Raw genomic sequence first — 25880 nt, 5'->3', positions numbered from 1 at the left:
CCTTCTTATTGTGGTTTGAGTATCATCAAAGCGAAAATAAACAAGCTTAATACCGATGCCCACAAATGGAGATTCCGAACGCGCGTGTACATTGCAGCCGCTTGGTGAGGCAGCTCGGGAAGCGACTTCATATCCAGTGATGTTAACGAATCATAAAGCTTCTTCGCTGTCGGGTTCAAAAAAACGACAACAAGCACTTCAATGATGAGATACAAAAACAAAGTACCCACAATCCAGATCTGCAGCCAAGACCCGTACGTCCCGATCCAGAGCAGCAGGAGGCCGGAGAGCACCGCAATCGTCCCGAATAGCTTTGGAAATAGTTCCAGCCGCGCAACCGAATGAAGCGCCCGAACCATATCTTCAATCGATTCGGTCCTCCGCAGCAGGAAGGGGAACGCGAAGGCCGGACCCAAACCGATAATTGCCGTCAAAACATGAAGCAAAACAAACCATTTCATCGAATCACCGCCTTGTTGGAGTTGTTTTTACACCTCCAATTGTAGAGCGGTATCCGATTGGTTTGTATCGGTAGGAATACGTATTTTAACGGAAAGATCCGTTTGTATTATCTGTATGAAGTTCTTTTTCGACGACATAACGGGTTAAGGCGGCTCGCGAAGCTACCTGCAATTTCTGAAAAATACGTTCCATGTGGGTTGTAACCGTACGTTTGCTGATATAAAGCGCCTGGGCAATTTCTACATTCGTGTGACCTTTCGCCACGTAGATGGATACTTGCCGTTCCCTTGCGCTGAGCAAGGTATAAAACGGGTCTGTCGCTTTGGACCATTCCAACTGCGCCCTTTCAATTACTTGGCGGAACATTTGCCTGCGTTCCTGTTCGGGAACGGAGGCAATAGCAAAGATCGCTTCACCAAGCTTTCCGGAAAGCAGCATGAGATAACGTTCATCGAGGCGGTCGAAATCCGTGTCCCCTCCCGTCCCTTCACAGCAAACGACCCCGATCAAAGTACCGTAAGCCATAACAGGCATTCCCAGGAGGCTTCCTTGCAGCCCAGGCTTCACTTGCTTGCCTTCCGGGAGTTCCGATGATGAAGTAACGTCCCCCTCCGTACGAATGGTATGGATATACCTCAATTGCGAATGTATATTATACAGACGAACCATGCGTTGTTCCGCCTTAACCAAAGCGGCCATTCGTTTCATTGGTTCGAAAGCCGCCTCGTTCGTGCCCGCTCCGGGCACATCTCTGGAAGCGATAAGTCGCAAAGAACTCTCGCCCTCCTGCGCGATCCAATAGGTCGAACGGCTCCAGCCGCAGGTTTGGGCAAGAATATCCAATAAATCCCCATATAGTTCAGGTTCAGGCAGGAGATGAGAGGCTTCCTCCAAGCATTTGCGGGCGGACAGCACTTGAAAAAGCAAGACGGAACGCAGAGGAACGGAATCCGGTGCGCCAGCCATCCAATAGACTGCCTGAAGATCATGTTGGACTCTGGTATAGAGCGGGCCTTCTGCTTCGAAGCGGATATATCGCAATTCCAGCTCCCAATGCAGAAGATCATTCGGATCGGCCATCTTTAACATGGCCAGCGGGTTCTCGTTCAGGTTTATAAGCGTCTTGTTAAGAAATTGGTTTGCTATTGCAATATGTTCATTATCGACAGGCCATACTCGGGTCAGGTTGGCGATATTCGGTATGTCGTCCCTCGAAACGGTAACGATCGTGGACGGGAACATACCTTTGAAAGCACGCATGATTTCGGGAGGAAGCATACTAAATCCTCGGGCTCCTTTCTGAAACAAGGAATCCTGCTTGCGGACCGGGGGTTTGGGAATACACCTCCGCTGCCTTCAGACCTATGGCAAAACAATCGACTGGATTCACCGTGTGCAAAGAAGCCAGCTGAGGAAACGTTTGCAGGGTCAGTTCCCGCTGCTGTTCCAATAAACCATGATCCTCTTTTGCGAAAGGGCGGTATCCATCATATTGGCCTTTGACCTGATACGATTCATTATCGACACCGGAAGTCAGGAGAACAGCCAGCCAATGCTCGGGCTGCAAGGCTTCATGTAAACGAAGCCATTGGCTGCGCAAGATATAGATCCAAATCCGACTTTGTTCGTATTCCGCCCGGGCTGCATAACCACGGCAGCAAATCGGAGACTGGCCTTTTCTGACTGAGGCCAAATGAAGAAATTTGGGGACGGGGCGCTCTAAAAAACGGACAAATTCATCAGGATAAGCGTTCATAATAACCCCCCCTTTCACCCCAATTTTAGAATATTAGCCATAACATGTAAATCTAAATTCACCCCCTCGTCTGTTGAAGTATAGCTGTACAAGGGTTTGATGGGATCGCTATGCCAGGATGCGGCACGAAGAGCTCGCCATGCCCGCCTTGCAACGCAAAAAGAGCCCTGCCACCTCAGTTAGTGGCAACGCTCCCATTAAATAGCCTGATTAATGTCAGTGTTGAGTATGTAGGATGATGCTATAACAATTCTTTTCTAAGCTGTTCGTCCGATTTGGGGGACAAATATCCGAAGGGAATGTCGAATGCCGTTTTCGCTCCCGCAAAGCCTTCCTTCGCAAATCTGTGGATGGCCCTGGCATATGCTACCAATACACTGGCTGTAAATTCAGGGTTGCTGGCAAGCTTAAGTCCAAATTCTATAATCTGCTTGCTGTTGACCCCTGTTTTCCCGCTTCTAAGCACAAGTCCGCCATGAGGCATAAAAGAATGCTTCTCCAGCAATTCCTCAGCGCTAATAAAATTCACTTGCGTTTCATAATCGGCAAAATAATCGGGCATCGTTTTAATCTCATTTTCAATACGAGACAGGTCTTCCCCAGATGCGGCTACGACGAAGCATTCTCTCAGATGCTTATCTCTCGCAGACAATACCGGGTCCTTTCCGCTTCTTACCATGTTAACTGCATCTTCATTAGGGATGGTATACTGCACCGCGTTCTGCACGCCTTGAATTCTGCGAATCGCATCCGAATGCCCCTGACTCACTCCTTTGCCCCAAAACGTATATTCATTTCCTTCCGGCAATACCGCTTCCGCCAACAAACGGTTCAATGAAAACAGTCCCGGGTCCCACCCTGTTGAAATTACACTCGCATGTCCGTTTCTTCTTGCTGAAGCATCTACCAAATCGAAATATTCAGGGATTTTAGCGTGTCTGTCGAAGCTGTCGACGGTATGAAACATAGAGGCGATATGCGGGCCTTGCTCCGGTAAATCCGTCGCTGAGCCGCCGCATAATATCATGATATCGATTTTCCCGATGTAGCTTTCAATTTCAGAGATGTGTCTCACTTCTGAGTTTGCTGACACGCCCTCGGGTTGACGTCTTGTAAATATAGCTATGAGCTCCATATCTACATTTTGTCGAATGGCCATCTCTACGCCACGACCCAAATTCCCATAACCAACGATCCCAACTCTTATCTTGTGCAATGATATTACCTCCACCATTTTTTATATCACAGGCAACATTCCTTCAGACACAATGAATCAAATAAAACGCTTGAATCATTCGCAGTGAAATTAAGCTCGCCTGCACTCAGCTGCATAACGTATGATGTGACTGACTGTATAAAAAGTCATCGTGCCTGCAAGAGCTTGCAAGCACGACGTGATCTACACGGATGAGCGGGTAAAGCTAAGGTTTAACAACGGAGAGCAGAAACTCGTTATCTTCGGAAACAATCGTCACATCCGGCGAAAATTTCGCGTCCTTCACATGCAATGATTCTCCGAGGCTCATATCGCTAATGTCAAATTCAACCGCAGTCGGCAAATGCCTTGGCAATGCCTCTACCTCGATAAACGCACACTGGATTTGCACGACTCCGCCTTGCTTTGTGCCGATCGGTGTGCCCTTGAACTTGACTGGTATCTTCGTCCGCACAATTTCATTGGTCTGCACCTGTTGGAAATCGACATGCAGCAGCTCTCTCGTAACCGAGTCACGCTGGAAATCTTCCAGCAGTACGGTCAACGAACCTTTTCCTTCGACCTGCAGTTCGATAAATCCCGATGCGCCTTGCTTCAACCATTTCTGAAATTGTATCGTTGAAATATGAATCATCTCATTTTCCGCATTTCTGCCGAAAACAATGCCGGGCAAACGTCCGGATCTGCGCAGATTCCGAAGTCCGGATGGATTTAAACGTAAGCGCGGCTCCGCTTGAAAACATGTCGTCATGCTATGTTCGCTCCTCTTCATGGAATGATTTTTGTACACTTTTCTTAATCATCAAATCCTCCCCTGACGGGGCTATAAAGAGAAACATAGCATCACCACCTCCACGCCCATTCGAATTCCGTCGAATACATTTAATGTAAAATTCCCATAAATATACATGAAGGCACTCCACTCCGAAGAGTAGAATGCCTATGGGATACTGTTACCATACCACAGAAACACCGCATTGTCGAACCGTTCCGACAGAGTCGTCATTTTCAATGTTAAATCAAAAAGGCTGGATACAAGGCAATCTTTTCATATTGCCTTCTTAAAAGAGGGCGGTCGTCAAGTTCCCTTCGCTGTCAAATTCGATTGGGACGGGATCACCTGTTATGGCGATATCGTCGCGTCCCTTGATTAGATCCAGATACGTCTCCGAAATATAAATATGTTCCATTTCCAGCGTGTTTTTGATCCACACGATTTTGACCGTGGCCGGTGTAATCCGATTGCACGTTTTGACGGCTACGGCTAATGCCTCCTTGTCCGAGCGAAGCACAACCGGAATTTTCGCGCCCAGCAGAGCCGTCGATGTAATGCAGTTTGCGTACGTATAACCAAAGTCAATTTTGTTAAACACTTTCGTTGTAATAATGTCCGCGATCCCGATGCCGGCTGCATTTCCATGCGTTTTTTCGGTCAAATCGCGCACGACCATTTTTTGTATCGGTGGTGCCTGGAAGCCTTCCGTGAGGCCGGATCCCGTTCGTCCGACAATATTCGGGTCCATGCCCGAACCGCTAATGTTTTTCCCTATTTCCTCCAAGACCAGCACGTCGATCTCGTCGAGTAAAAATTTAGGCATTGCCGCTTTCGCTTTAACGAGCAAACCGGGCTCCACTTCACAGATGGCTTCCGAAGGAACGGCTACAATCTCGGCCGTCTCGTCTCTCGCGTTCTCAATAACGGCCACAGCCAAAGCGACGTTCGTCTTCTCTATAAGCAGCTTTCCCGCTTCGGGAATGACCGAATGGAACTGGTCAAAACCGAGACTATGGATAAATGTCGCTCCTTTATGCTTGCCCAGACCAATGACGATCATTTTCTGTATTCCGCTCTCGATCTCCCCTTTAAAATCGGTATGCGGCTTCACTCGGCAAACCACAACGACAGCATCGCTTTCATAAGCATGCTTGTCAAAGTACAGCGGTATCCCGTTCGGGAGCTGACCCGCCAGGACCGTTTCCATCGAGGCGCGAATCGGGCAGCCTACATGCTGCTCAACGATCCCATAGTCCGCCAAAACCTGAATCTGACCTTCTGCCGTCGCGCCCCCGTGACTGCCCATGGCCGGTACGATAAAAGGCTCGCCGCCAAGCCGTTTGATTTCCTTTACGACATGGGTCACAATTTCCTGCAGATTGTTAATCCCTCTACTTCCTACCGCGACGGCGACCTTCATGCCCGGTCTAATCTTCACTTGGACTTCGTTTTTCAAAAATTCATCATGCACGGTTTCGGAAATATCGTCCACTTTAGTTATTGCAAACTTCTGTTCGACGGGAATCATCCGCGGAAAAGGGATATCGAAGCCGCCTTCTACCTTCACCTGGATATGTTCAAACATTGAGCATGCCTCCTTTTCTAACCTTCGACACCGGACTTGCAGGCCGTTCCCGCTTCTGCATCGGTCGTTCGGGCAATCCGCAAACTATTATCCTTTCACCGCTCCAACCGTAATGCCGGAAACGACGTATCGTTGAAGAATCAGCGTGATGACTACGATCGGCAGCGTGATAATAACGGCAGCCGCCATCAGCCCGCCCCAGTTGATATCGGAGTAGGATAAGAAGCTGTACACGGCAATCGGCAGCGTTTTGGTTTTATCTCCGGAAAGAACCAGGGAAAACATGAAATTATTCCAGGAGAAAATAAACGCCATGATCGCAGCCGTGATGATCCCAGGCACTGACAAAGGCAGCAAAATTTTGACAAATGCGCTTTGTATCGTACAACCGTCAACACGCGCGGCTTCTTCCAATTCATAAGGGAGGTTTTCGTAAAACGAAATCATGATCCAAATGATAAACGGCAAGCCTACAAGCATGTGAGCCAAAACGAGTGAAATGTAAGAGTCGACAAGCTGCAGCTTGGTGAAAATGATAAACCACGGAATCATAAATGAAATGCCGGGAATGATCCGGGCGATCAAAATTAAAAAGGCGAACCCGTTTTGCTTATGCTTGGCTATCGCATACGCAGCCGGCAGCCCCAAGACAAGACCGAAAACCGTCGATGCCAATGCCACGATAAAGCTGTTGAAAATAAATTTGGTGTAATTATATTCCTCGAATACGGTAGCGTAATTTTCACCGGTCGGTTTAAACACAAACAGCGCGCCGGCAGATAAGATTTGCGACTGTGTTTTCAATGATGCGAGAAGCATCCAGATGAAAGGGAACAAAAACGCCAAAGTAACGATAATAACGATCAGATACAGAAATCGGTCCAGCCAAACATTTTTAGTTTTCATCGGAACACCTCCAAGCGTTTGCGCAGGACGATAATGATTGAGCTGATGCCGAGTACCAGGAAGAAGAACACCATTAATAAGGAGGAAGCGTAACCAAGCTGGAAATACTGGAAGCCTAAAGTAAATCCGAGAATATTTAAGGTTTCCGAAGCATATCCCGGCCCCCCTTGGGTCATTGCATAGATGATGTCATACGTTTTGATGGCATCGATAATACGCAACAAGGCTGCAGAGAAAACGGTCGGCATAAGCAGCGGCAACGTAATTTTCCAGAACATTTGCCATGAGCTGGCACCATCAATTTGAGCCGCCTCGTAGTTGTCATGCGGAATAGAGGTTAGTCCCGCCAATGCAATAAGTGTGATCATCGGTGTCCACTCCCAAATATCGACCAATGCCAGGGATGGGATGACCTGCGACGGAGAGGCAATCCAAAGCTGAGGGTTTATCCCAAGCAGCCCCAGCAGCTGATTGGCAACACCGATGGTCGGTTCGAAGATCAATAACCAAACCAAACCGATGGAAACCGGCGTTGCGACCATGGGAAGGAGAAACAACGTTTTGATCAAATTGATCCCTTTAAACTTGCGGTTAAATAAGACGGCAATCGCCACGCCCAATACAATTTCTAAGACGATCGCTAAAGACGTGAAATAAAAGGTACGTGCAAATGCCAGCCAAAATCGTTTATCCTGCATTAAATTTGTATAATTATCGACGAAAACCCATTGCGGAGGCTGTGTGCTGGACATACTCCACTCAAAAAAACTAATATAAGCCGTATATCCAATCGGAAACACAATCATAATGGCTACGAATAAAACAGACGGCAGTGTAAAGATGTACTTTATATTTCTTTCAATCCAGCGTTCGATTGTTACCACCCTTTCTTTCTAACGAACCATGGGAACAGGGATGGAATCGAACGCTCAATCCCATTCCCGCAAGCCCACATTGCCACTTTTTATTTCTTCTCTTTATTAATCAATTCCTGAAAAGCGCGGTTTGCTTCTTTAGCCGCTTTATCTACGTCGCCGCCGGAAATTGCAGTGACAATGACATCCCCGATAATATCGCGCGCAGGCCCTACATTGATCAGCAGCGGACGGTCATATCCCTTGCCAATTTCGTTGGATTTACTAATCACGTCAACCAGTTCAGCCGGGAAGTTTTTCTTGCCTTCCTCCGTATTCCAGACCGATTGACGAGGGCCCGGAATACCTGTTGCTTGCAATGCTGTTACATTTTGTTTATTGGTTGCCCATTTGATAAATTCCCATGCCGCTTCCTGCTGCTTGGATTTGGCGTTGATGGCCAAACCCCACGAAGTGACGTTGTAAGGACTTTGTCCCTTATCGCCGGAAGGGAATAAAGCAAATCCGACTTTATCGGCAACGGTCGATTTTTTAGGATCAATCAGGTTCGGATAAATGCTGTCCGCATCGGAATAGAACGCGACTTTGCCTTGACTAAAAATCCCGGATGCTTGCGGCCAGCTCATATTCAATACTCCTTGAGGGCCATAGTTTTTCAACATGTCGCCATAGTATTTGAACGCTTTAATCGCTTCCGGCGTGTCGATTGTCGCTTTACCGTCCGCCATGAAATCCCCGCCCATACCATAAAGGAAGCTGGAGAACTGGGTTACGGCAGGGGAACGCTGTCCACGCGATACAAAACCGTAGAAATCGTTTTTCGGATTATTCAGCTTTTCGGCAGCTTGCTTCAACTCATCCAGCGTCTTAGGCACCGAAATGTTGTTCTTCTCAAGGATGTCTTTCCGATAGTATAAAATTTCACGTTCGGTTACCGTCGGGATTCCATACAATTTGTTATTCTGGATTAAGGAACTGGTCGATGCCTTCGTAAAGTCATTGTAATCCCAATTCGTGTCGTTCGTTTTGGTTAATTCGGAAATCCAGCCGTTTTGGACGAACATCTTGGCTTCCTGCAGCGGACGAATCATAAAAGCGTCAATGCTGGAAGAACCTGAGGTGAATTCCACTGTAATTTTCTGGGTCAGCTGGTCTTCGAAATATTGCTCCAGATTCACCTTGATCCCGGTTTCTTTTTCAAATTCCGGAATTTTCGTCTTAATTCCTTCCGTCCATGGATGATTGGCGCCGACAATCCGGAGAGTCACACCCGCAAACGGCTTTTTGCTATCTCCAGTTGCAGCTTGTCCTTCGGCAGGAGCTTTGCCCCCGCCGCAAGCAGTCAGCATCGCACTCGATAGAAGCAGGCTTAACACAAGCAGTGAAACATGGTTTTTGGCTTTCAAAATAATACCCACCTTTTTTTATCATTTTATATTCATATGTCATCTCTAAAGCCCGGTTCCCGCCAATTCATCGACAGTCTCTGCTGCAACCTTGGCTAAATCAGGTATTCGGCAACTTTGCCTTTCAGAAAGACGACGGATTCCCGCAAGTCTCCCAGTCCGTTCACACCATCCTCAATCGAAATCCAATTGCGGTAATGGACGGAGCGCAAATGTCCGAATATTTGATCGTAGTCGTTCAGACCTTTGCCGATAACGCCATGAGCCAACGCCTCCGAATAGCCCTGCAAAGAATAATTTTTCAAATCTTCCAGCGTATAGCCTTCTTTTAAATAACGGTCGCTCGCATGCATCGTGATCAGCCGGTCCTTGACTGCAACCAGCAGCTTGAGCGGATCCTCACCGGCAAAAATGGCATTGGACGGATCGTAATTGACGCCAAACCAAGGAGAAGAAATTTGTTGAATAATGTCCAAAAATATATCCGTTGCCTGGGCGAACTCCGGATAAACCCAAAAACCGTCCTTATAATGGTTCTCCATCACAAGATGAACTTTCTTCTGCTCTGCATAAGGAAGCAGCAGATTAATGGATTCGACGGTCCAGCGAATTCCGTCTTCTCTGGATACATCAGGCCGCTTTTGCCCGGATAACACCCGGCAGCTGCGGAAGTCGGCCGGCCCAAGATAAGCCATGACATCGATCATTTGCTTCATCTTCCCGATTTCTTGTTCACGGAAAGCTGCGTCAGGATGTGTGAAGTCCGGAGACGCGCACATCATCGGAATAAGCAAGCCTTCCTTCTCCGCGGCTTCCTTCACCTTTTGCAAGTAGGCTTCGTTCATTTCCTTCAAAAAAGTCGGATACAATTCCAACCCGTCGGCTCCTAATGTTCCGGCCATTTCAATCCATTCAAAAAGGGTCATTCTTCCGTCCGTCAATTCTTCCATGTATCCTTTTGGGAAAACGGCGATCTTTGTTTCAGCGTTATTAGACATTTGCTATGCTCCTTTAGTCGTGCTGTTCTTTACTTTTGCCACAAGATCCTTCAATACATTCAACAACTCGTCTTTGTTCGTGCTGGGACGAAACTCTTGTTTATCGATGACTAATGGCGCTCCCACTACAACCAGCGGCGCTCCGTGCTTGGGCATTGCGGCAGCCTGCTCGATCGTAAGTCCGCCAACCGCCTGAACGGGTATGGAAACCGCTTTCACAACCTCGTGAAGATGGTCAAACGGATTGCGTTCCGGATCTTCCCCTCTTTCGTCAAATCCTGTATGAACAATGATGTAATCCACACCGTTCGCTTCAAGCATTTTGGCGCAAGCTACTTTGTCCGGGGAAGCCATAATATCGCCCATGACCTGAATATTGAAATCGCGGGCAGCTTTGACCACGGCGCGAATCGTAGCCGGATGTGCAACGCCCATCACGACAACATGGGTCGCCCCGGCCTTGGCCATCATCTCCGCTTCCAAGTACCCTCCGTCCATCGTCTTTAAATCGGCAATGATCGGATGATTGGGAAACGCCTTACGCAATGCCGCAACGGCATGCAATCCTTCGCCCAGCAGCAGAGGCGTTCCCGCTTCAATCCAGTCGACGCCGGCCTCCACTGCAACCTCAGCCATCTCCAAAGCTTCCTTAATATTCGTTAAATCCAGCGAAATTTGCACAATCGGCTCCATGGGAAATTCCTCCTATGTATTGGATAAATAAAAATAAATTTCGAAGCTGTTTCATGTTACCGGCAGATGACGGTTTCTCCCGTGAGATAATCCGCTTGGGAGCTTGCCAAAAACATAACGATCTTAGCCATATCATCGGGTTGAGCTACTTGTTGGAGGCGGGACAGCCCTTCCTGACTGGCAACCTCGCGGGTAGCCATGAACCGGCCTGTATACGTTGCCGCCGGAGCAATACAGTTGACGTTCACACTGTAAGGGCGAAGCTCTTCAGCCAGGCACAGCGTGTAATGAGAGATGCCCGCCTTGGCGGCCGCATAAACGATTCCGACAGTCGTAGCCATGTGGCCTGCCGATGAACCTACATTAATGATTTTGCCGGAACGGCGTTCTCTCATATGTTCCCCGACAAATTTGCACATGCACATCACATTGAGCAAATTAACGTTAAGGACAGCCTGGATGTCTTCCACTTTAATATCTATCGCATTGTTAGGATCCGGGCGGGGCGTATTGGCTCCTATATCTCCACCTGCGTTGTTTACCAATATATCGATATGCCCAAACTGATCAATGGCTTTGCGGACAAATGTCTCAACCTGCGCAGGATCCGTCAGATTGGCTGTAAGAAAAGCGGATCTCCGGCCCAACGCCCGGATTTCATCTGCCACGGCTTCTCCCGAAGCGGCCTCGCCGAACTGCGCAGCCGCGGCCGAGCTCACATCGTGAATAATGACATCCGCGCCGGCCCGTGCCAAATACAAAGCATAGTGACGTCCCAACCCGCGGCTTGATCCGGTCACCAGCGCTATTTTCCCCGATAAATTCATGTCTGTCATGGATATACACCTCTTTTTAGAGTTCTTAATTTTTTAATACCCAACTGAAATTTTTTATAATTTTCCAAAATGAAACGTTTCATAAAAATATTAAAAAAATTTTATAAGGATTCGACGACACTTGAAGATTCCCCGATGATTAATTCGGGCGTAAAAAAGATATGCGACACTTCCTCCTGATAGATGTTGTTCAGTCGCTGAAGAACGAGCTCCGCAGCTTTATGCCCAATCATTAACGGGGATTGACTCACGTAAGTCATCGAGGGCTTAATTAAATTCCAATTGTATTCCAATTCCCCGAAAGTGACTATCGATACATCCTGCGGGACACGGATGCCCTTGCTCCGGCATGCCGTTAAAATTCCCGCCGTCATATTGTTGTTGGCGGACAAAACGGCTGTGGGCCGCTCCGCTTGAGCGAAAAAGTGGTGAATCGCCCGAATGCCCCCGTCAAACGTAAAATTACCGTCAAACCGCAGCCCGGAAGAAAGCGTCAGTCCATACTGCTCGAACGCCTTTATAATGCCTTCATATCGAATGGACCCGTGCACGGTATTCAGATCTCCATGCACGACCCCGATCCGTCTATGGCCTAACTGGTGCAGATGCCCTACCAGCAGCTCCATGCCCAGCATATTATGATCGGCCACAATATCGACAGGCAGCGATAATACAGGGCGATCGACAAGCACAACCGGTATTTTCTGACTGATTAACGTGCGTATTTCGTCATTCACTTTTCCCGTCGTGCACACGATAATCCCTTCGACTCTTTTTTCATACAGCATTTTTAAATTCCGGCGTTCAATCTCAGGATTTTCCTTGGTCGAGCTTATAAGCAGCTGGTAATCATGCTCATACATCACTTCTTCGATCCCTTTAGCCAACGTCATCTGAAAAGGGTTCGTGATATCGGCCAAAAGAACCGCCAATGTATGCGTGTTAGAGGATTTCAAGCTCCGGGCCACTGCATTGGGGTGGTAGTTCAGCTCGCTGACCGAATCCCATACCTTCTTCTGCAATTCGGGCTTGACGTTCCCCTCCTTGTTGATCACCTTTGAAACTGTCCCTACGGAAACACCCGCTAATTTCGCTACATCTTTAATGGTCGGCTTCATGAATTCATAACAACCCCTATTTAATGCAAAACATAAAATGAAACGTTTCATATCGAATTATAGCTTTGTTTAATTTTGCTGTCAACCTGTCAATTTAATAATGTTTTTTATCCTCCTCACTTATGTAATAGGCCCGCGGGAAACGAAAAATACCGATGAGGATACCGCCCTGCACACAACGGCTAGTCTCCCCTTCCCTCAGATTCAATTGCAACTTTCACGGCTTTAATCGCGTTTTATTAATGATCAATTAAAAAGGAGTACTTTTATGAAACCTTCTGTCCTTTGTATGTTTGGGGTTGCGTGTCTGGGATTTGCCGTTGCTGGTAAAAATCTTTGGGAATCGGCTCCAACGTTTGGTTGGCTGCTTGCGCTGTTCTTTTTTTCAAGCGCCTTTTTTATTGCCCTTAAAAATCGGAAATCATGAACATTGAGGTGAGAAATGTCTAATACCGGATTTCTGTTTAGTGGCATGATTATTGTTGTATTTGTGTTGTCCGTTTTGCTTTTTTTATTACATATTGTTTTATGCGTTTGGGCTTATCGCGATTGTTTGCAAAGGGGCAAAAGCCAAGAGTTCGCACTGATTGTACTGGTTGGGATGTTGTTTTTTCCTGTGATGGGTCTCATCATCTATTTGATTATCCGGAACGATTGAAATCCGTCGCGCTCACGCCGCAGGAAGCACCAGGGTAGTAAAAACCTAAATCAATGCCGGCCGCTAAAGGCAGCGATGGCAAATGTGATATTAGACTTTGGCCTGACGAATGGGAATGCGGTTCCCCTTCTAAATTGCAGAAAGAGCACCTCCGGAGGTGCTCTCAACTGGTAATGCATATGCAGATAAACCGGGTTTGGCAAACCACATTTCGCCGCGCGTAAAGTACTTGCTCTAAACATGTTACCTTTTACCATTAGTTATACAATCACGTTTCTAAATCCTCTTCTTTTGGAAACGTCGCCTATTTCTATGGGTGATTCCTCAAACGACTTACTCCTATTACTTCTCATGATTATATTGATCTTCTTCGCTGCAAATTCATTTCCTGCCCTGCTTTCCGATGCCTATACTGTTTTTCCGGCTGTTGAATCGTTAACTTGGCTTGCTAATGAATCCCGCATATTCCGGTACCCTAATATTCCACTCCTTTTGAGTCGTTGGCGTCCACACAATTTGCTCATGAATGCAATAATATACCTGTAAGGTACATTTAAGAAAAACACGAGCATGCAATAAGTTGATCGTCTCGTTCTTTTTCAAAATATTATTTGCGTTGCAGTATGATTAAAAGTTGGAGTAGGTGATAGTTCTATGATCTATACAGCTCTTGGAGATTCCATTACATTTGGGGAAAACGCCTCCTCTTGGGCAAAAGCTTATCCCCAATTAACTGTGTCTGCATTAAATTCAAGCTCGCGTAAGGTTCGCGGGTATGTTTTGGCTCGGCCTAGTTGGAGCAGCGATGACCTATTGGATGCAGTGATATGGCAGGGGGCCTCCGTAATCGGTCATTCTGCTGTTGTTTCTGTATGGATCGGAGGAATAGATTTAGTTAATGCGGCACTCAGTTCACTTAAAACCAAGCAACCACTAGCTGCCAAAAGTGTGGCTGCCAAATATAAACGCAATTTAAGTGGCATTTTTACTCGAATAAAAAAAGGAAGCCGCGCCCGGATCGTTTGCTGTACGCAATACAATCCATTTCCGAACAGCCCTCTTGCCGTTGAATGGATAAACCAATTAAATCACACGATAAACGAGCTCTCTCAAAGTCATAATGTAACTGTAGCTCCCGCTCATATGTGGTTTGGAGGAAAACAGGCGGATCTTATTCATGGATATCGAAAAGGAAAGATTGAAGACGCGTTAAGCGGAAGTTTGCCCATCCACCCGAATGATCGAGGGCATCGGGTTATTGCAACGGGACTGGCCCCGTATCTGATCTCTCGCAAATAGTTCTTTCTATATATTTAGAAATGTTCGATCTCATAAGACCTTTTTCGACCAGCGGCGAGCCCGCGTTTTATGCATCAGCCCCCCGCTTTCGGCAGCAGGTCGCGTTCTTTTACTGCTGAATGGCCAAACCGATGACAGGTACAGCAAAAATCAGTATACAGAACAAGATAATCAGAATGATCTTCACTGGGCTTCTCCGAACACGGCCGATAACTCTTCCCGTCTTTCCGTTGACTATGTAACGGTATGGTAAAAAGCTGGAGCGGGGTATATATATCATCCATCTTTAGGAAAGGGCCAAGCTCCAAGGCATTTTCCGAGTATTTTTGAGGGAGCCTCCGGTTATCTATACAATTTACTGGCATCATTTCCTCTGCAACGGCAAAAGCCCTACCCTCGTTCGGGCAAGGCTTGATGCAGCACCCTATTTCATATCCGTTTATTTCACACCGGTATAGACAAAAGCGCGAATAATATGCCGCTGCGCAAAAAAGAACACAATCAAAATCGGCGTCACGAGAATCATATTTCCGGCCATCAGAACGTTCCAGTTCGCCACGCCTTCTTCCTCGCGAATTTTCGCAATGCCTAGGGGCAGCGTCCTTGCCGTTTCATCAGTTGTCATGACGAGCGGCCAGAAATAATCGTTCCAGTGGGCGATAAAGCTGAACAAGGCAAACGTAGCCAGCACGGGCTTGACCATAGGCACCATCAGCTTCAAAATAATTTGCCACTCCTTGGCGCTGTCCAATCTCGCCGCTTCGAGCAACTCCTCCTGTACCTGCTTGAACGCTTGCCTCAACAGGAAAATGCCGAAGGCGCTGGACGCGAACGGGAGAATGAGCGCCAGATGCGTGTTCAGCAGCTTCCAGGCGCTTAACTGCAAGTAAACAGGCAGGAAAATCAATTGCGACGGAATCATGAGCGTAACCATGACCACGCCGAACAATAATCCCGAGCCCCTAAACCGATAGCGCGCAAAAGCGTAGGCGGCCGGGATAATCGTCAGCATCTGCAGTGCGAGAATGCCGATGGAGATGATGATACTGTTCGTCATATAGTGCAGAAACGGCCCCGATCCCCAAGCCTTCGTGAAATTGTTCCAGACGAAATGCTTGGGAATCCATTCGGGCGGAAAAATCATCGTTTCCGGCAATGTTTTGAGCGAAGTGGAGAGCATCCAGGCGAAAGGCATGGCAAAAACGAGTACCAAGCCAAGCATACCCACAACGCTAACGGCCCGGATGACGAAATGCAGCGTTTTGGAAACGATCTCTTCTTTTCTATGAACATGAATCAAGGTGCGATCCGCATCGATCGTCTGTTCGGCTTTCAATGAATTCACCCCGTCCTATTGGTAATGAACGCGCTTGGACATCAGCTTAAAGTACACGATTGTCAGCAAGCCGACAATGAACAGCAGGATAACGCCCGCCGCGGAGGCGTACCCGATTTTGAAAAACCGGAAGCCATATTCGTAAATGTAATAGACCAGCGTATTGGTCGAGTTTACCGGTCCGCCCTGCGTCATGATCGCGATCGATTCGAACACTTGAAACGAACCGATCATGTTGATAATAACTAGGAAAAATATGGTGGGCGACAGCATGGGAAAAATCAGTCTGTAAAATGTCGTCCACGGCTTGGAATGGTCTAAGGCGGCCGCTTCGTAGATGTCTTTCGGAATACTTTGCAGACCCGCGATAAAGACAAGCGTATTATAGCCGAGCCCTTTCCATACGGCAACGATGACGAGGGAGATCAGCGAAGTGCTCGTAGAGGAAAGCCACGCCAATTTCCCGAAGCCGAACAAACCGATGAACCAGTTGAGCAAGCCGTACTGAGGGTCCATCACCCACGCCCAGATCATGGAAATTGATACCCAGGAAACGATATGCGGGCTGAAAATCGCCCCTTGCACAAAGCTGTGGAACATCCCCGCCCGGTTCAGCCATAGAGCCGCCAGCAAAGACAGCCCGATCAGGAACACGACGGTTAAAGCCGTATAAATGGTGGAGTTCACGATCACTTGGATAAACTGTTTTTCCTGCATGAGCTCGGTAAAATTTTGCGCGCCTACGAAGCTTTTCGTCGGGCTGATGAAATTCCAGTCATACATGCTTAAATAGATCATATACAAGATCGGATAAATGAAAAATAAGGTAAACACCGTGATTGCCGGAGCGACCATCGCGTACGGACGCAGCTTTATCCAGATTGCCATTTTATACACCGCCAATGTGAGCAAGAGTCTTGGTTTGCGCCGGCTGCACTCCGTGCAAGCGTCTGCCGTCCCGGTCGAAATAATACAGATGCTCATACGGAATCGTCACTTGGATGCGGTCGGCCGTCTCCAGCGGGGCAAGGAACGTTTTGGCGAAAAAGGGGCCCGCTTCCGACTTGATCTGATAAATATGTTCCGCACCGAGACTTTCCCGCGTCATGATTTCCCCGAGTATCCCCATTCCTGCGGACTCCTCTTTCAAGCCCATCCGCACATGCTCGGCCCGAAAACCGATATAACCGATCTCTGGAGATGTCTCAGTGTCCAAGCCCGGAACGGCATTGCAATCGAACACATTCATCGCCGGAGTGCCGATAAACTGGGCGGTAAACAGATTATCCGGATCATGATAGAGCTTCATAGGCGAATCCGCTTGTTGAATGTCCCCTTTGTTCATAACGACAATTTCATCGCCCATGGACATGGCCTCTACCTGGTCGTGGGTCACATAGACAAAAGTGGCGCCGAGCCTCCGGTGAAGCTGTATCAATTCCGTTCTCATCTGATTGCGCAGCTTCGCGTCCAAATTGGAGAGCGGCTCGTCCAAAATAAATACCTTCGGCTTTTTCACCATCGCCCGTGCCAGAGCTACCCTTTGGCGCTGTCCGCCGGACAGATTTTGCGGCTTCTTGTCCAGATGGGGCGTTAACCCCACGATTTCGCAAATATCGCGAATCAAGGCCTCCCTTTCCGGCTTGGGCACTTTCCGGTTTTTAAGACCGAACTCGATATTGTCGCGAACGGTCATCGTCGGATATAAAGCATAGTTCTGGAATACCATCGCAACATCCCGAAGGCTGGGCTGCAAATGGTTGACGCATTTGTCTCCGATCCATATTTCTCCGCCGCTTTCCTTCTCCAATCCTGCGATCATGCGCAATGTCGTCGACTTACCGCAGCCGGACGGACCTACGAGCACCGTGAACGATCCGTCCTTAATGGTCAGATTGAGATCGCGAATGACCGTATCGTCTTTATACGTCTTGGAAATGTTCTTCAAAACGATTTTCGCCATGCCCTCATCTCCTTTGCTTTACCGCCGCTGTTACTTCGCTAACAGCTTGTTGGCTTTTTCCGCAGCTTCGTTCATCGCGTCTTGAGGCTTCACATTTTTCTCGAATATGGCGCTCGTCATGGCGTCTACCATCGTTTTCGTAACTTCCGGATAGGCGTTTGCATTCGGACGCGGCACGGCATACTTCAATTGATCCGACGCCACTTTATACTGCGGGAACTGCTTATAATAGCTCTGCAGTTCTTCGCTTTGCAGGGCGGAAAGGCGGTTCGGCAAATATCCGACGTATTTGTGCTGGTAAATCGTATTTTCCTTGGAGGTCATAAATTTAATAAACTCCCAGGTCGCCTCTTTTTCCTGTTCGTTCAGCTTCGAAGTGATGACCAGATGACAGCCGCCTGTCGGAACGCCGTAAGATTTGTTGGCAGGCAGAAAGTCGGTCTGCATTTCAAAGTTGTTGCCCTTGGCAACTTCCATGCTTGCCGATACGCCGGCGGTCGAGCCGATTTTGAAAGCGGACATTTGGTTGGACCAGTCTTTATCGGCATCCGCTCCGGCTGTCTTGCCGACTACAAATTTGATGATTCCCTCGTCGGACAGTTTTTTCCAAAACTGTACCGGCGCGACCCCTTCCGGCGACTGAAATGTCGCTTTTTTGCCGTCATCGCTCAATACTTTGCCGCCGCTTTGCGCGACCAGCGCTTCATAGATCCAGACATCGACCCCCATCGTCAGCGGAGTCTTCCCCTTCGACTTCAGCACTTGCCCGTATTGCTCCAATTCCGTCCATGTTTTCGGACCGGCCGGGTCCAGACCGGCTTCCTTGAGCATCGACACATTTTTATAAAAGATCGGGGTGCTTCGCATAAAAGGAATGCCGTACAGCTTGCCGTCCACATAGGCGTTGCCCATGAGGCCGGGGTTCAAATCTTTCAGATCGAGCTCGGCGTCGTCCCGCTTGGCGAGAGACGTCAAATCGGTCAGCATCCCCGAACGCGAAAAAATCCCGGTAGACGCAATTTCGAGGTCGAAGACGGCAGGCGCGTTGCCGGCAGCGAAGGCAGCCTGCACTTTCGCATGAAGATCGTCGTAATTTCCTTGATTCGCTTGCTGCACCTCTATACGGCTCTGCGATTCGTTAAATTTTTTGACCAGGTTTTGTTTCGCTTCTTCAATTTTTCCGCCGTTCGCCGTCCAGTACTTAATGACGACTTTGCCGCTGCCCGAACCGGAATTACCGACGCTCCCCGCTCCGGTTACAGCGCCCGTACCGCAGGCCGACAGCATAAACACCGTGCCTAACGCAAGCATGGGGATTCCTTTTTTCCTCCACATCATTCATTCCTCCTGTTTTGTGAATATAAATTTAAAAAGTAAAGAAGCCTAATCGGCCGCCGACTTCCGTCAGCAGCTAATCAGGCTTCTCCTCTACTCCAACCAAACGCTATTTACTTGTCTGCCCCCATCATAACGGCCAAGTATTAAACGGGTGTTAGACGAGAGTTAAGATTTTGAAAATTTACTTGCTCCGCGGCAATCGTTTTACGCCATAAATCCGACTTGGAGGAGGAGACCGCCGTCGCTCCGTGCCTGAGACATTCCACCATGTGCTCTCGCTCGAACAGCAATCCGCCGGTAATGATCGGGATGGTTGTGAACTTCTTGATCTCCCCGATCATTTCCGGAATGCGCGCAGGCATCACCTCGATGATGTCAGGCTCGATTTGGGAGAGGCTCTTGGCTACGTTATCCAGCCCCTCGGTATCCACGAGAAAAAAACGTTGAATGGTAAACAGCCCCATTTTGATCGCCAGTTTGACAACATTGGTTTTCGTCGTAATGATCCCGGTCGGTTGAATCACTTTGGCCAAATAGTCAAGACCGTACGGGTCGGTACTCAAGCCGCCTATTTTCTCCAAATGAAGAAACACCGGTACCTGATGTTTATTGAACAGATCGACGTAGCCCTTGATGACCCCGATGTGTCCGGTTAGCAGGAATACGCCGCTTAATTGGTTTCTGAGCGACAAGGCAATCTCGATTTGCTTCGGCTCCTTGATGGAGGCTACCATCCTGTGAGTATTCAACTTTTCAAAAAACATCCCGTCTTTATCGTTCGTTAGCCGCTTCATCCGCCGGTACCTCCTGTTCAACCCGGATTTGTGCATCCTTCGAACCTATTTATGTTTCGCCGCCAGCCGCAAAGAGACTACGCACTCCCGATCCGCATCTTCTCCACGCGCATGAGGAGTATGTCTGAAGTGCTTCATATGGTTGTACAGCATCGCTACATGTTCGGTCAACGCCGTATCCGTCACATCAACAGCAGCAACTCGAATTTCTTCCTGCCCGATCTCCACGACCCGCAAAGCATGCTGATCCAGGCAGGCGGATAGTTGAACGAACGTCCAGTTGTTCTGCTTCACAATCGAGTCGATATGGGTATGGCCGTTGAAATAGATACCGACTCCTTCCTTCTGATTTAAAACCTTCCACATATCCACGTCAGGATGAATGGAGCCTTTATCTTTATCCGAATTGGTCGTCGTCTTGTAGACCGGATGGTGGGCAAAAATCAAAACCGGCTTGGTTCCAGAAGCCTTTAGGACCGTTTCCAGCCATTGAAGCTGTTCTTCGTCTACCCAGCCTCCCCAATCCTCGAAGTCCATCTCTTTGGCCGTGTCGAGAAATACAAGCACCGCCTGTTCGGTCGTTATAGCATGATAGCGAGGTTGTCCGGTTAGATCGAGAACCTCCCTTCTCGTTTGCGCATACAGATCATGATTTCCCAATGCGTGGTAGAACGTTTTTCCGTAACTTCGGATCGTCGCATAAACTCCCTGCAGCTCCGAGGCATAACCGTAATTGGTCAAATCCCCCAATGAAATATGGGCATCCGCTTCCACTTCCAAAAACCGCCCTAAAAACGATTGAAAGAACATATCCCGCGCCTCTAGCCATCCCGGAATCGTTTCATCCACCTCGTGATAGTGCAAATCTCCCATGACCGCCAGTTTCATAAGCTCTCTCCTTTTCATATGAATTTGGTAGAACACAATCATGTATGATGATAATTCACTAATATTAATTTTAATGGTGGATTTGATGGTTTATTTGTAAAGGATCCATATTATGGATTGGGAAATGGAGGAAGAAAAGGAACAGATCCTATTTCTCGAAGGTTTGGCTGGTGTGAAAAAAGGAACAAAGAAAGGCCGAAAAGGGGTTGGAGTTGGGCTTGAGTTGCAAAAAAGAGCACCGATAACGGCGCTCTCACGGGTAATACATATGGAGACGAACCGAGGATTGGCATTCTCAAATCGCCTCCCTTTGGCGCTATTAATTCAGAAGGACGCCCTCTAGCCCCCCGAGCAGTTCCGGCACTTTTCCGGAAACCGTAAACCTTCGCTCGTATAATACTCAGGATTCGTTTCATCAAATAAAAATAGGTCGTCACACTGCTGACATACCATTAGAATCGGATCGCGCGATCGGATGATTAACGTTTCAGCCCGTTCCCGTTCTAACCGTTCCCAAGCCGAATCATCCAATTCAACACGTCGTTTCAACGCTTCGATCACATTGCGAATCTCCACCCGAACTTTCTTGAACTCGATTCTCTCCCACAAAGTTAAATAAGGAACGTACTTCTTATTCCCGGAGCATAAAATCTTATAGAGAAACAAAAAAATCATGCCCCGATTCCGTTCTTTCAAATATTCCATGCTGATCGGAGATATATTATTCTCCAGCCAACGATTCCATTCTTCCAAAAACTCTTCAGCACGTCTTTCTCTTTCGACCGCCCATCCGCGCGTAGTGTACACAATCATGGGGAGCTTGCCGGATTTCTCGGTTTTTAGAAAATCAGTGCGAATCATATGGTCCACTTTCTCCATGATCTGTTCCAGAGAGAGGTCCTTGTAGAAACCATATGAAGGATTTCGATCCAACCCCAGCTCCAGCAGCTGTCGTTCTTTCGAACCTTTTAAAATTTTGGATAGCAGGGTTCGTCCGCCTTCGGCAATGATATCGTCGGCAGCTCTCAGAATAGCCCGCAATTCTGGATCCGGCAGTGGCATGTTCCTACGTATCATAGATTAACTTCACCCGTTCTTCTAAAATATCCTTTGCGAAAGTAATCTTCTTCAATCCCAAGCGATATAAGAATAACGCTTTGTCCTCAAAGGGTCGTTGCTGACCTTTTTCGTCGCTTCCTTTTAATCTTTCGATTACTGGTTTTTAACCGGTTTATCACGATTATATCACGTCTACGATAAAATTGAGAACTCCGGTTACAGAACCCTAGCCGAAAAAGCCCATACCTTCAGGAGTGGGATGAATCGGCTTAGGACAAGGGCTGTCCGCGAGACAGGTTAGTTGTCCTACATTTCTTTCATTTAAAGCGATCGCGGGAACGGCGCCCATAAGCATCGCTTTTTTCCCACCTCGCCTGCTCACGAATATGGTTCCGTTGCCGCTGCCAGCGCTAGAGCGGCAACGGAAGCCGCACAAAAAATTCATAGTACGGTCCGGTTCGCTGCATCCATATATTTCCTTCATGCAGCTGCACGATGCTTTGGGCAATCGACAGTCCAAGACCCGAGCCATGCGGCATCCGGTGATCATTCCTCGATTCGTCGGCTTTATAGAAACGGTCGAACAGCCTTTTCTCCTGCTCGGGCGTAATGCTTAACCCCGTGTTGGCGATAGACAAGACGGCCCACGAGTGCTCTGCATGCAATTTGATATCGATGCTGCCCGGCTTAACGCTGAATTTCAGCGCATTGGTTAACAAGTTATCGATAGCCCGGACGATTTTGTCTGCGTCGATAAACGCCTCCACTTTCCGGTCAGGCAGTGTACTGTTCACACTGACCTGGTGCTGCTCGGCCAGCGGAACAAGTTCCATGATGATCTGATTGAGCATCCCGACCAGATCGACCCGGCTCTTGTCCAAGGCCACCTGATTGCTGGTCAGCCGCGTGTATTCGAATAAATCGTCGATTAAATTTTTAAGCTGATTGGATTTGTTCAGCGCACTGGTAACGTAAGGCCTCAGTGCACCGTCTGTCGCCGGGTGCTCGATCAGGACGGTCAAATAGCCGATAATACTGGTCAAAGGCGTCCTCAAATCATGCGATATGTTTGTGATTAGCTCGCTCTTGGATTGCTCGGCCAGCCGCTCCTTGACAATCGTTTCCTCTAGCTGCCTCACCATCTCGTTGATGCTTTCGGTGAGCGTCCCGAGCTCATCCCTGCTTTTGACCGGCAGCCTTATGGACAATTTACCCCGGGCTATTTGCTGGACCCCTTTGCTCATGATTCGGATTTCTTTCATTTTGTTGTAAGTGAATAAATAGAACAGCAACAGGAATAACAGCAAAAACACAAACACGCTGTACAGGCGGGGATTCTCATACCTATACCCTTGTTCGGCGATGAGCGGACCCGATACGACAAGAAATAGCTTCCGATCCTGATATTGAACAGGTGTAATTGCCGTAAACGTTTTGCCGGGCTCAGGCCGATTTTCCGTCTCCTTCTGCTCATAAACGATTTGGTACAAATCGATCTTATCCTCTGTAACCGATGGGGAACGATAGACGATAATCCCTTGCATATCGGCCAGCAGAATGCGCAGCCGGGTTGCCTCGCTCTCGCGCTTCAGCAGCGAATCAATCTGCTCCGAACCGGCGAGTGCGGGCAGCTGCTGTTCGATCTCGCTTAACTGCTGTGTGACGTTCTGTTTGCTTGTTTCATAGCTGGTATAATAAACCTTGCGCAATTCCCGTGTCGCATAGTCGAAAAGCAGGTTCAACATCGTCGTGAGCACGAGTGTCGCGCCGAATGCCAGCACCAGCTTTACCCGCAAGCTTCGGCTCCAATCCGTTCCTTTAAGTTTAATCAATTTTATAACCTACTCCCCAGACGGTTTTAATATATTTGGGCTCCCGGGGATTATCCTTGAGTTTATCGCGAAGATTTCGGATATGCACCATCACTGTCTTATCAGATTGCATCGCGGGGTCCTTCCAGATCGTTTCGTAAATTTTGTCCACGCTGAACACCTGCCCCCGATGGGTCGCAAGCAGCTCTAAAATATCGAACTCCAACGGCGTAAGAAATATTTCCTTGCCCTGGATCGTCACCTGGTGACGGGGTATATTCAGTACCAAATCACCAATACTAAGCTCAAGCCGCTCATGCTTATCCTGCGTCTCGCTCATGCGGATTCGCCGCAGCTGCGATTTGACCCGGGCGACAAGCTCCAAAGGGTTAAACGGCTTGGATAAATAGTCGTCCGCGCCGCTCGTTAAGCCTAATATTTTGTCTATGTCTTCATTCTTGGCGGAAAGTATAATTATCGGGATATTCCGGGTTTGCCGAATTTGAATGCAGGCCTGAATCCCGTCGAGCTTGGGCATCATCACATCCAGAATGACCAGATCGAACTCCACCTTCCGGAGCAGCTCCAAGCCCGCCGCCCCGTCTTCGGCTTCCATGACCTCGTACCCTTCATTTTTAAGAAAAATCTGCACAATGTCGCGGATCTCCGGCTCATCGTCAATGACCAGTACGGAGGCCCCTTTCTCGCTTTTCATTCCGGACACACCTTCTTCTTCTTACGAATCGTTTGGAGAATAACCGCACCGATTATGAAAATAACGGCCGTAGTCAGGGCAAAATAACCATATCTATACACATTATTCCCTATTAGCTCGATATTGTCTCCAAAAAAATAACCGATTGTAAAATAAATCGTCGTCCACAGCAATCCGGTCGAGTAGGAAATCATTGAATATTTATAGAACGGCATTTTATTGACTCCCACCAAGTAAGGAAGAACGTGGCGAACCACCGGCAAAAAATAGCTGATCACCAGCGCGTACGCCCCGTATTTCTCGAGCAGCCAGTCGGACTTTTGAATGTAGGGCTCGATCTTTTGCTTCTTGCGCAAACGATCGATGACGAGCGGTCCCATCACCCTACCTAAAATATAACCTAAAGATAACCCCGACACCACTCCCAGGTAGGTCGTAATGTATGCGGGAACGGTCTGAAGCAAGTGCAGCGAACCGACCATTCCGCCGGTCATGACAACAACCTCATCCGGTATCGGCATCCCGACAATGCCGAGCCATAACGATAAAAAGAGCGCGAAATAACCGAAGTGATGTATGGCATCGAATATGGAATGCATGCTCATGATCAGTCCTCCAATTCATAATGTGCAAAAAAAGAGGTGCCTATTTGCATATATAGACAAAGGCCGGCGGCATGTTCCACGGAACAAATGTAATGCTAACCTCGTTGAACGCATGCTGCAGCATTGATTTCATCTGCAGCGAATATTGAAAGGTAATGAACATCCCGCCTGCGCTTAACGTCTTGCGAACCTGCCTGATTATCTTCTCGCGATCCGTTTGCGAAAAGTTGGCGAAAGGCAGCCCTGAGACGATGCAATCCGCTCGGGTGACCCCGATGCTGCTCAAGCTGATCTCAAGCTCCAGCGCATTGGGGAATATATGAAATCCGCCAAACTCACGCTTAAGCGACTCCCGCATCTCCTCTTCCTTCTCGAAGACGGCAACCTGACAATCCGGACGAACCAGCTCGCAGATCGACTGGGTGAATACCCCTGTTCCCGCTCCCAGCTCGACCAATGTACGTACATGATTCCAAGGTATAGGCTCCAGCATTTTTTGCGTCAAATTGTGCGAACTGGGGATGATGCTTCCGACGTCGCGGGGATTTTGGATGAATTTTTTAAGGAACAACCATTTATCGGTGATCTTGGATTTCGTAAAGGCGTTAGCCAGCATCGGTTATTTCAGCTCCTTCTTGTACGCTATCGTTTATTTGACTTATGTTATCGAAAAGTTGTTAGCATTTAGGTCGGGAAAAAGTAAAGATTTTCTTAAGATCCATCTTAAAAAGACATGCCCCTACTCTAAAGGAAATTTCCCGAACCGAGAACATTCCGAATGGATGTCG

The 25880-nt window shown here is 48.1% G+C and carries 28 protein-coding genes; 4 read left to right on the top strand and 24 right to left on the bottom strand.

Features of this window, described 5'->3' with window-relative positions; genetic code table 11:
• Positions 1–5 precede the first annotated feature (5 nt).
• The 13 genes from E1757_RS14650 to E1757_RS14590 all read right to left on the bottom strand — a co-directional run bounded on the left by E1757_RS14650 (position 6) and on the right by E1757_RS14590 (position 12626).
• Entirely contained in the window at positions 6–461 is a 456-nt protein-coding gene (locus E1757_RS14650; RefSeq protein ID WP_133229287.1) for a DUF2269 family protein, read from the bottom strand.
• An 85-nt stretch (positions 462–546) separates the two neighbouring features.
• Positions 547–1740, bottom strand: coding sequence for a LuxR C-terminal-related transcriptional regulator (locus E1757_RS36505; protein WP_133229285.1), 1194 nt, complete (start codon positions 1738–1740; stop codon positions 547–549).
• 1 nt (position 1741) lies between these two features.
• The gene (locus E1757_RS14640; protein ID WP_133229283.1) at positions 1742–2218 is read right to left on the bottom strand and encodes a hypothetical protein; all 477 of its coding nucleotides are present in this window, start codon (positions 2216–2218) and stop codon (positions 1742–1744) included.
• 241 nt (positions 2219–2459) lie between these two features.
• Entirely contained in the window at positions 2460–3452 is a 993-nt protein-coding gene (locus E1757_RS14635; RefSeq protein WP_133229281.1) for a diaminopimelate dehydrogenase, read from the bottom strand.
• 187 nt (positions 3453–3639) lie between these two features.
• The gene (locus E1757_RS14630; protein WP_133229279.1) at positions 3640–4185 is read right to left on the bottom strand and encodes a 50S ribosomal protein L25; all 546 of its coding nucleotides are present in this window, start codon (positions 4183–4185) and stop codon (positions 3640–3642) included.
• A 310-nt stretch (positions 4186–4495) separates the two neighbouring features.
• On the bottom strand, positions 4496–5794 hold the full coding sequence (locus tag E1757_RS14625; protein WP_133229277.1) for a nickel pincer cofactor-dependent isomerase, group 22: 1299 nt from the start codon (positions 5792–5794) through the stop codon (positions 4496–4498).
• A gap of 87 nt (positions 5795–5881) precedes the next feature.
• A complete protein-coding gene (locus E1757_RS14620) occupies positions 5882–6700 on the bottom strand; it encodes a carbohydrate ABC transporter permease (RefSeq protein WP_133229275.1) in 819 nt (272 codons plus the stop codon).
• The gene (locus E1757_RS14615; protein WP_246079204.1) at positions 6697–7584 is read right to left on the bottom strand and encodes a carbohydrate ABC transporter permease; all 888 of its coding nucleotides are present in this window, start codon (positions 7582–7584) and stop codon (positions 6697–6699) included. The genes E1757_RS14620 and E1757_RS14615 overlap by 4 nt, the downstream gene beginning before the upstream one ends.
• 80 nt (positions 7585–7664) lie before the next feature.
• The gene (locus E1757_RS14610) at positions 7665–8981 is read right to left on the bottom strand and encodes an ABC transporter substrate-binding protein (RefSeq protein WP_246079203.1); all 1317 of its coding nucleotides are present in this window, start codon (positions 8979–8981) and stop codon (positions 7665–7667) included.
• 95 nt (positions 8982–9076) lie between these two features.
• Positions 9077–9979, bottom strand: a complete 903-nt coding sequence (locus E1757_RS14605) for a sugar phosphate isomerase/epimerase family protein (protein WP_133229273.1) — start codon at positions 9977–9979, stop codon at positions 9077–9079.
• A gap of 3 nt (positions 9980–9982) precedes the next feature.
• Positions 9983–10672, bottom strand: a complete 690-nt coding sequence (locus E1757_RS14600) for an orotidine 5'-phosphate decarboxylase / HUMPS family protein (protein ID WP_133229271.1) — start codon at positions 10670–10672, stop codon at positions 9983–9985.
• Between the two features lie 56 nt (positions 10673–10728).
• Positions 10729–11508, bottom strand: coding sequence for an SDR family NAD(P)-dependent oxidoreductase (locus tag E1757_RS14595; protein ID WP_133229269.1), 780 nt, complete (start codon positions 11506–11508; stop codon positions 10729–10731).
• Between the two features lie 101 nt (positions 11509–11609).
• Positions 11610–12626 (bottom strand): LacI family DNA-binding transcriptional regulator, encoded by a 1017-nt coding sequence (locus E1757_RS14590; RefSeq protein ID WP_133229267.1) that lies wholly within the window; start codon positions 12624–12626, stop codon positions 11610–11612.
• 268 nt (positions 12627–12894) lie between these two features.
• Between E1757_RS14590 and E1757_RS35805 the strand changes: the two genes are divergently transcribed.
• The 3 genes from E1757_RS35805 to E1757_RS14580 all read left to right on the top strand — a co-directional run bounded on the left by E1757_RS35805 (position 12895) and on the right by E1757_RS14580 (position 14583).
• Complete coding sequence (locus E1757_RS35805) at positions 12895–13053, top strand: hypothetical protein (RefSeq protein ID WP_165972123.1); 159 nt, start codon at positions 12895–12897, stop codon at positions 13051–13053.
• 15 nt (positions 13054–13068) lie between these two features.
• On the top strand, positions 13069–13284 hold the full coding sequence (locus E1757_RS14585) for a PLDc N-terminal domain-containing protein (RefSeq protein WP_133229265.1): 216 nt from the start codon (positions 13069–13071) through the stop codon (positions 13282–13284).
• Between the two features lie 654 nt (positions 13285–13938).
• Entirely contained in the window at positions 13939–14583 is a 645-nt protein-coding gene (locus E1757_RS14580) for an SGNH/GDSL hydrolase family protein (RefSeq protein WP_133229263.1), read from the top strand.
• Positions 14584–15022: 439 nt separating this feature from the next.
• Here the strand turns inward: E1757_RS14580 and E1757_RS14575 are convergent, their stop codons facing one another.
• The 6 genes from E1757_RS14575 to E1757_RS14550 all read right to left on the bottom strand — a co-directional run bounded on the left by E1757_RS14575 (position 15023) and on the right by E1757_RS14550 (position 20902).
• On the bottom strand, positions 15023–15805 hold the full coding sequence (locus tag E1757_RS14575; RefSeq protein ID WP_133229664.1) for a carbohydrate ABC transporter permease: 783 nt from the start codon (positions 15803–15805) through the stop codon (positions 15023–15025).
• 129 nt (positions 15806–15934) lie between these two features.
• On the bottom strand, positions 15935–16807 hold the full coding sequence (locus tag E1757_RS14570) for a carbohydrate ABC transporter permease (protein WP_133229261.1): 873 nt from the start codon (positions 16805–16807) through the stop codon (positions 15935–15937).
• A 1-nt stretch (position 16808) separates the two neighbouring features.
• Positions 16809–17882: an ABC transporter ATP-binding protein gene (locus E1757_RS14565; RefSeq protein ID WP_133229259.1), complete on the bottom strand. Its 1074-nt coding sequence runs from the start codon at positions 17880–17882 to the stop codon at positions 16809–16811.
• 30 nt (positions 17883–17912) lie between these two features.
• Positions 17913–19220: an ABC transporter substrate-binding protein gene (locus E1757_RS14560; protein ID WP_246079202.1), complete on the bottom strand. Its 1308-nt coding sequence runs from the start codon at positions 19218–19220 to the stop codon at positions 17913–17915.
• A 143-nt stretch (positions 19221–19363) separates the two neighbouring features.
• Positions 19364–20014 carry a glycerol-3-phosphate responsive antiterminator gene (locus E1757_RS14555; protein ID WP_246079201.1) on the bottom strand — a complete coding sequence of 217 codons (651 nt, stop codon included), beginning with the start codon at positions 20012–20014 and terminating at the stop codon, positions 19364–19366.
• A 45-nt stretch (positions 20015–20059) separates the two neighbouring features.
• On the bottom strand, positions 20060–20902 hold the full coding sequence (locus E1757_RS14550) for a metallophosphoesterase family protein (protein ID WP_133229257.1): 843 nt from the start codon (positions 20900–20902) through the stop codon (positions 20060–20062).
• Between the two features lie 112 nt (positions 20903–21014).
• Here E1757_RS14550 and E1757_RS14545 point away from each other — a divergent pair, with 112 nt between their 5' ends.
• Positions 21015–21245 (top strand): hypothetical protein, encoded by a 231-nt coding sequence (locus tag E1757_RS14545; protein ID WP_133229255.1) that lies wholly within the window; start codon positions 21015–21017, stop codon positions 21243–21245.
• Here E1757_RS14545 and E1757_RS14540 read toward each other — a convergent pair.
• The 5 genes from E1757_RS14540 to E1757_RS14520 all read right to left on the bottom strand — a co-directional run bounded on the left by E1757_RS14540 (position 21242) and on the right by E1757_RS14520 (position 25708).
• A complete protein-coding gene (locus E1757_RS14540; protein WP_133229253.1) occupies positions 21242–21979 on the bottom strand; it encodes an RQC-minor-1 family DNA-binding protein in 738 nt (245 codons plus the stop codon). The genes E1757_RS14545 and E1757_RS14540 overlap by 4 nt on opposite strands.
• Before the next feature lie 392 nt (positions 21980–22371).
• Positions 22372–23793 (bottom strand): sensor histidine kinase, encoded by a 1422-nt coding sequence (locus tag E1757_RS14535; RefSeq protein WP_133229251.1) that lies wholly within the window; start codon positions 23791–23793, stop codon positions 22372–22374.
• The gene (locus tag E1757_RS14530; protein ID WP_133229249.1) at positions 23786–24487 is read right to left on the bottom strand and encodes a response regulator transcription factor; all 702 of its coding nucleotides are present in this window, start codon (positions 24485–24487) and stop codon (positions 23786–23788) included. Before E1757_RS14530 ends, E1757_RS14535 begins: the two co-directional genes overlap by 8 nt.
• Positions 24484–25092: a DedA family protein gene (locus tag E1757_RS14525; protein WP_133229247.1), complete on the bottom strand. Its 609-nt coding sequence runs from the start codon at positions 25090–25092 to the stop codon at positions 24484–24486. The genes E1757_RS14530 and E1757_RS14525 overlap by 4 nt, the downstream gene beginning before the upstream one ends.
• A gap of 40 nt (positions 25093–25132) precedes the next feature.
• On the bottom strand, positions 25133–25708 hold the full coding sequence (locus tag E1757_RS14520) for a class I SAM-dependent methyltransferase (protein WP_133229245.1): 576 nt from the start codon (positions 25706–25708) through the stop codon (positions 25133–25135).
• Between the last annotated feature and the right edge of the window lie 172 nt (positions 25709–25880).

The organism is Paenibacillus piri (genome assembly GCF_004354045.1).
Taxonomy (GTDB): Bacteria; Bacillota; Bacilli; order Paenibacillales; family NBRC-103111; genus Paenibacillus_S; species Paenibacillus_S piri.
The sequence above is the reverse complement of the archived record's forward strand: the minus strand, read 5'-3'. Positions and strand labels throughout refer to the sequence as shown.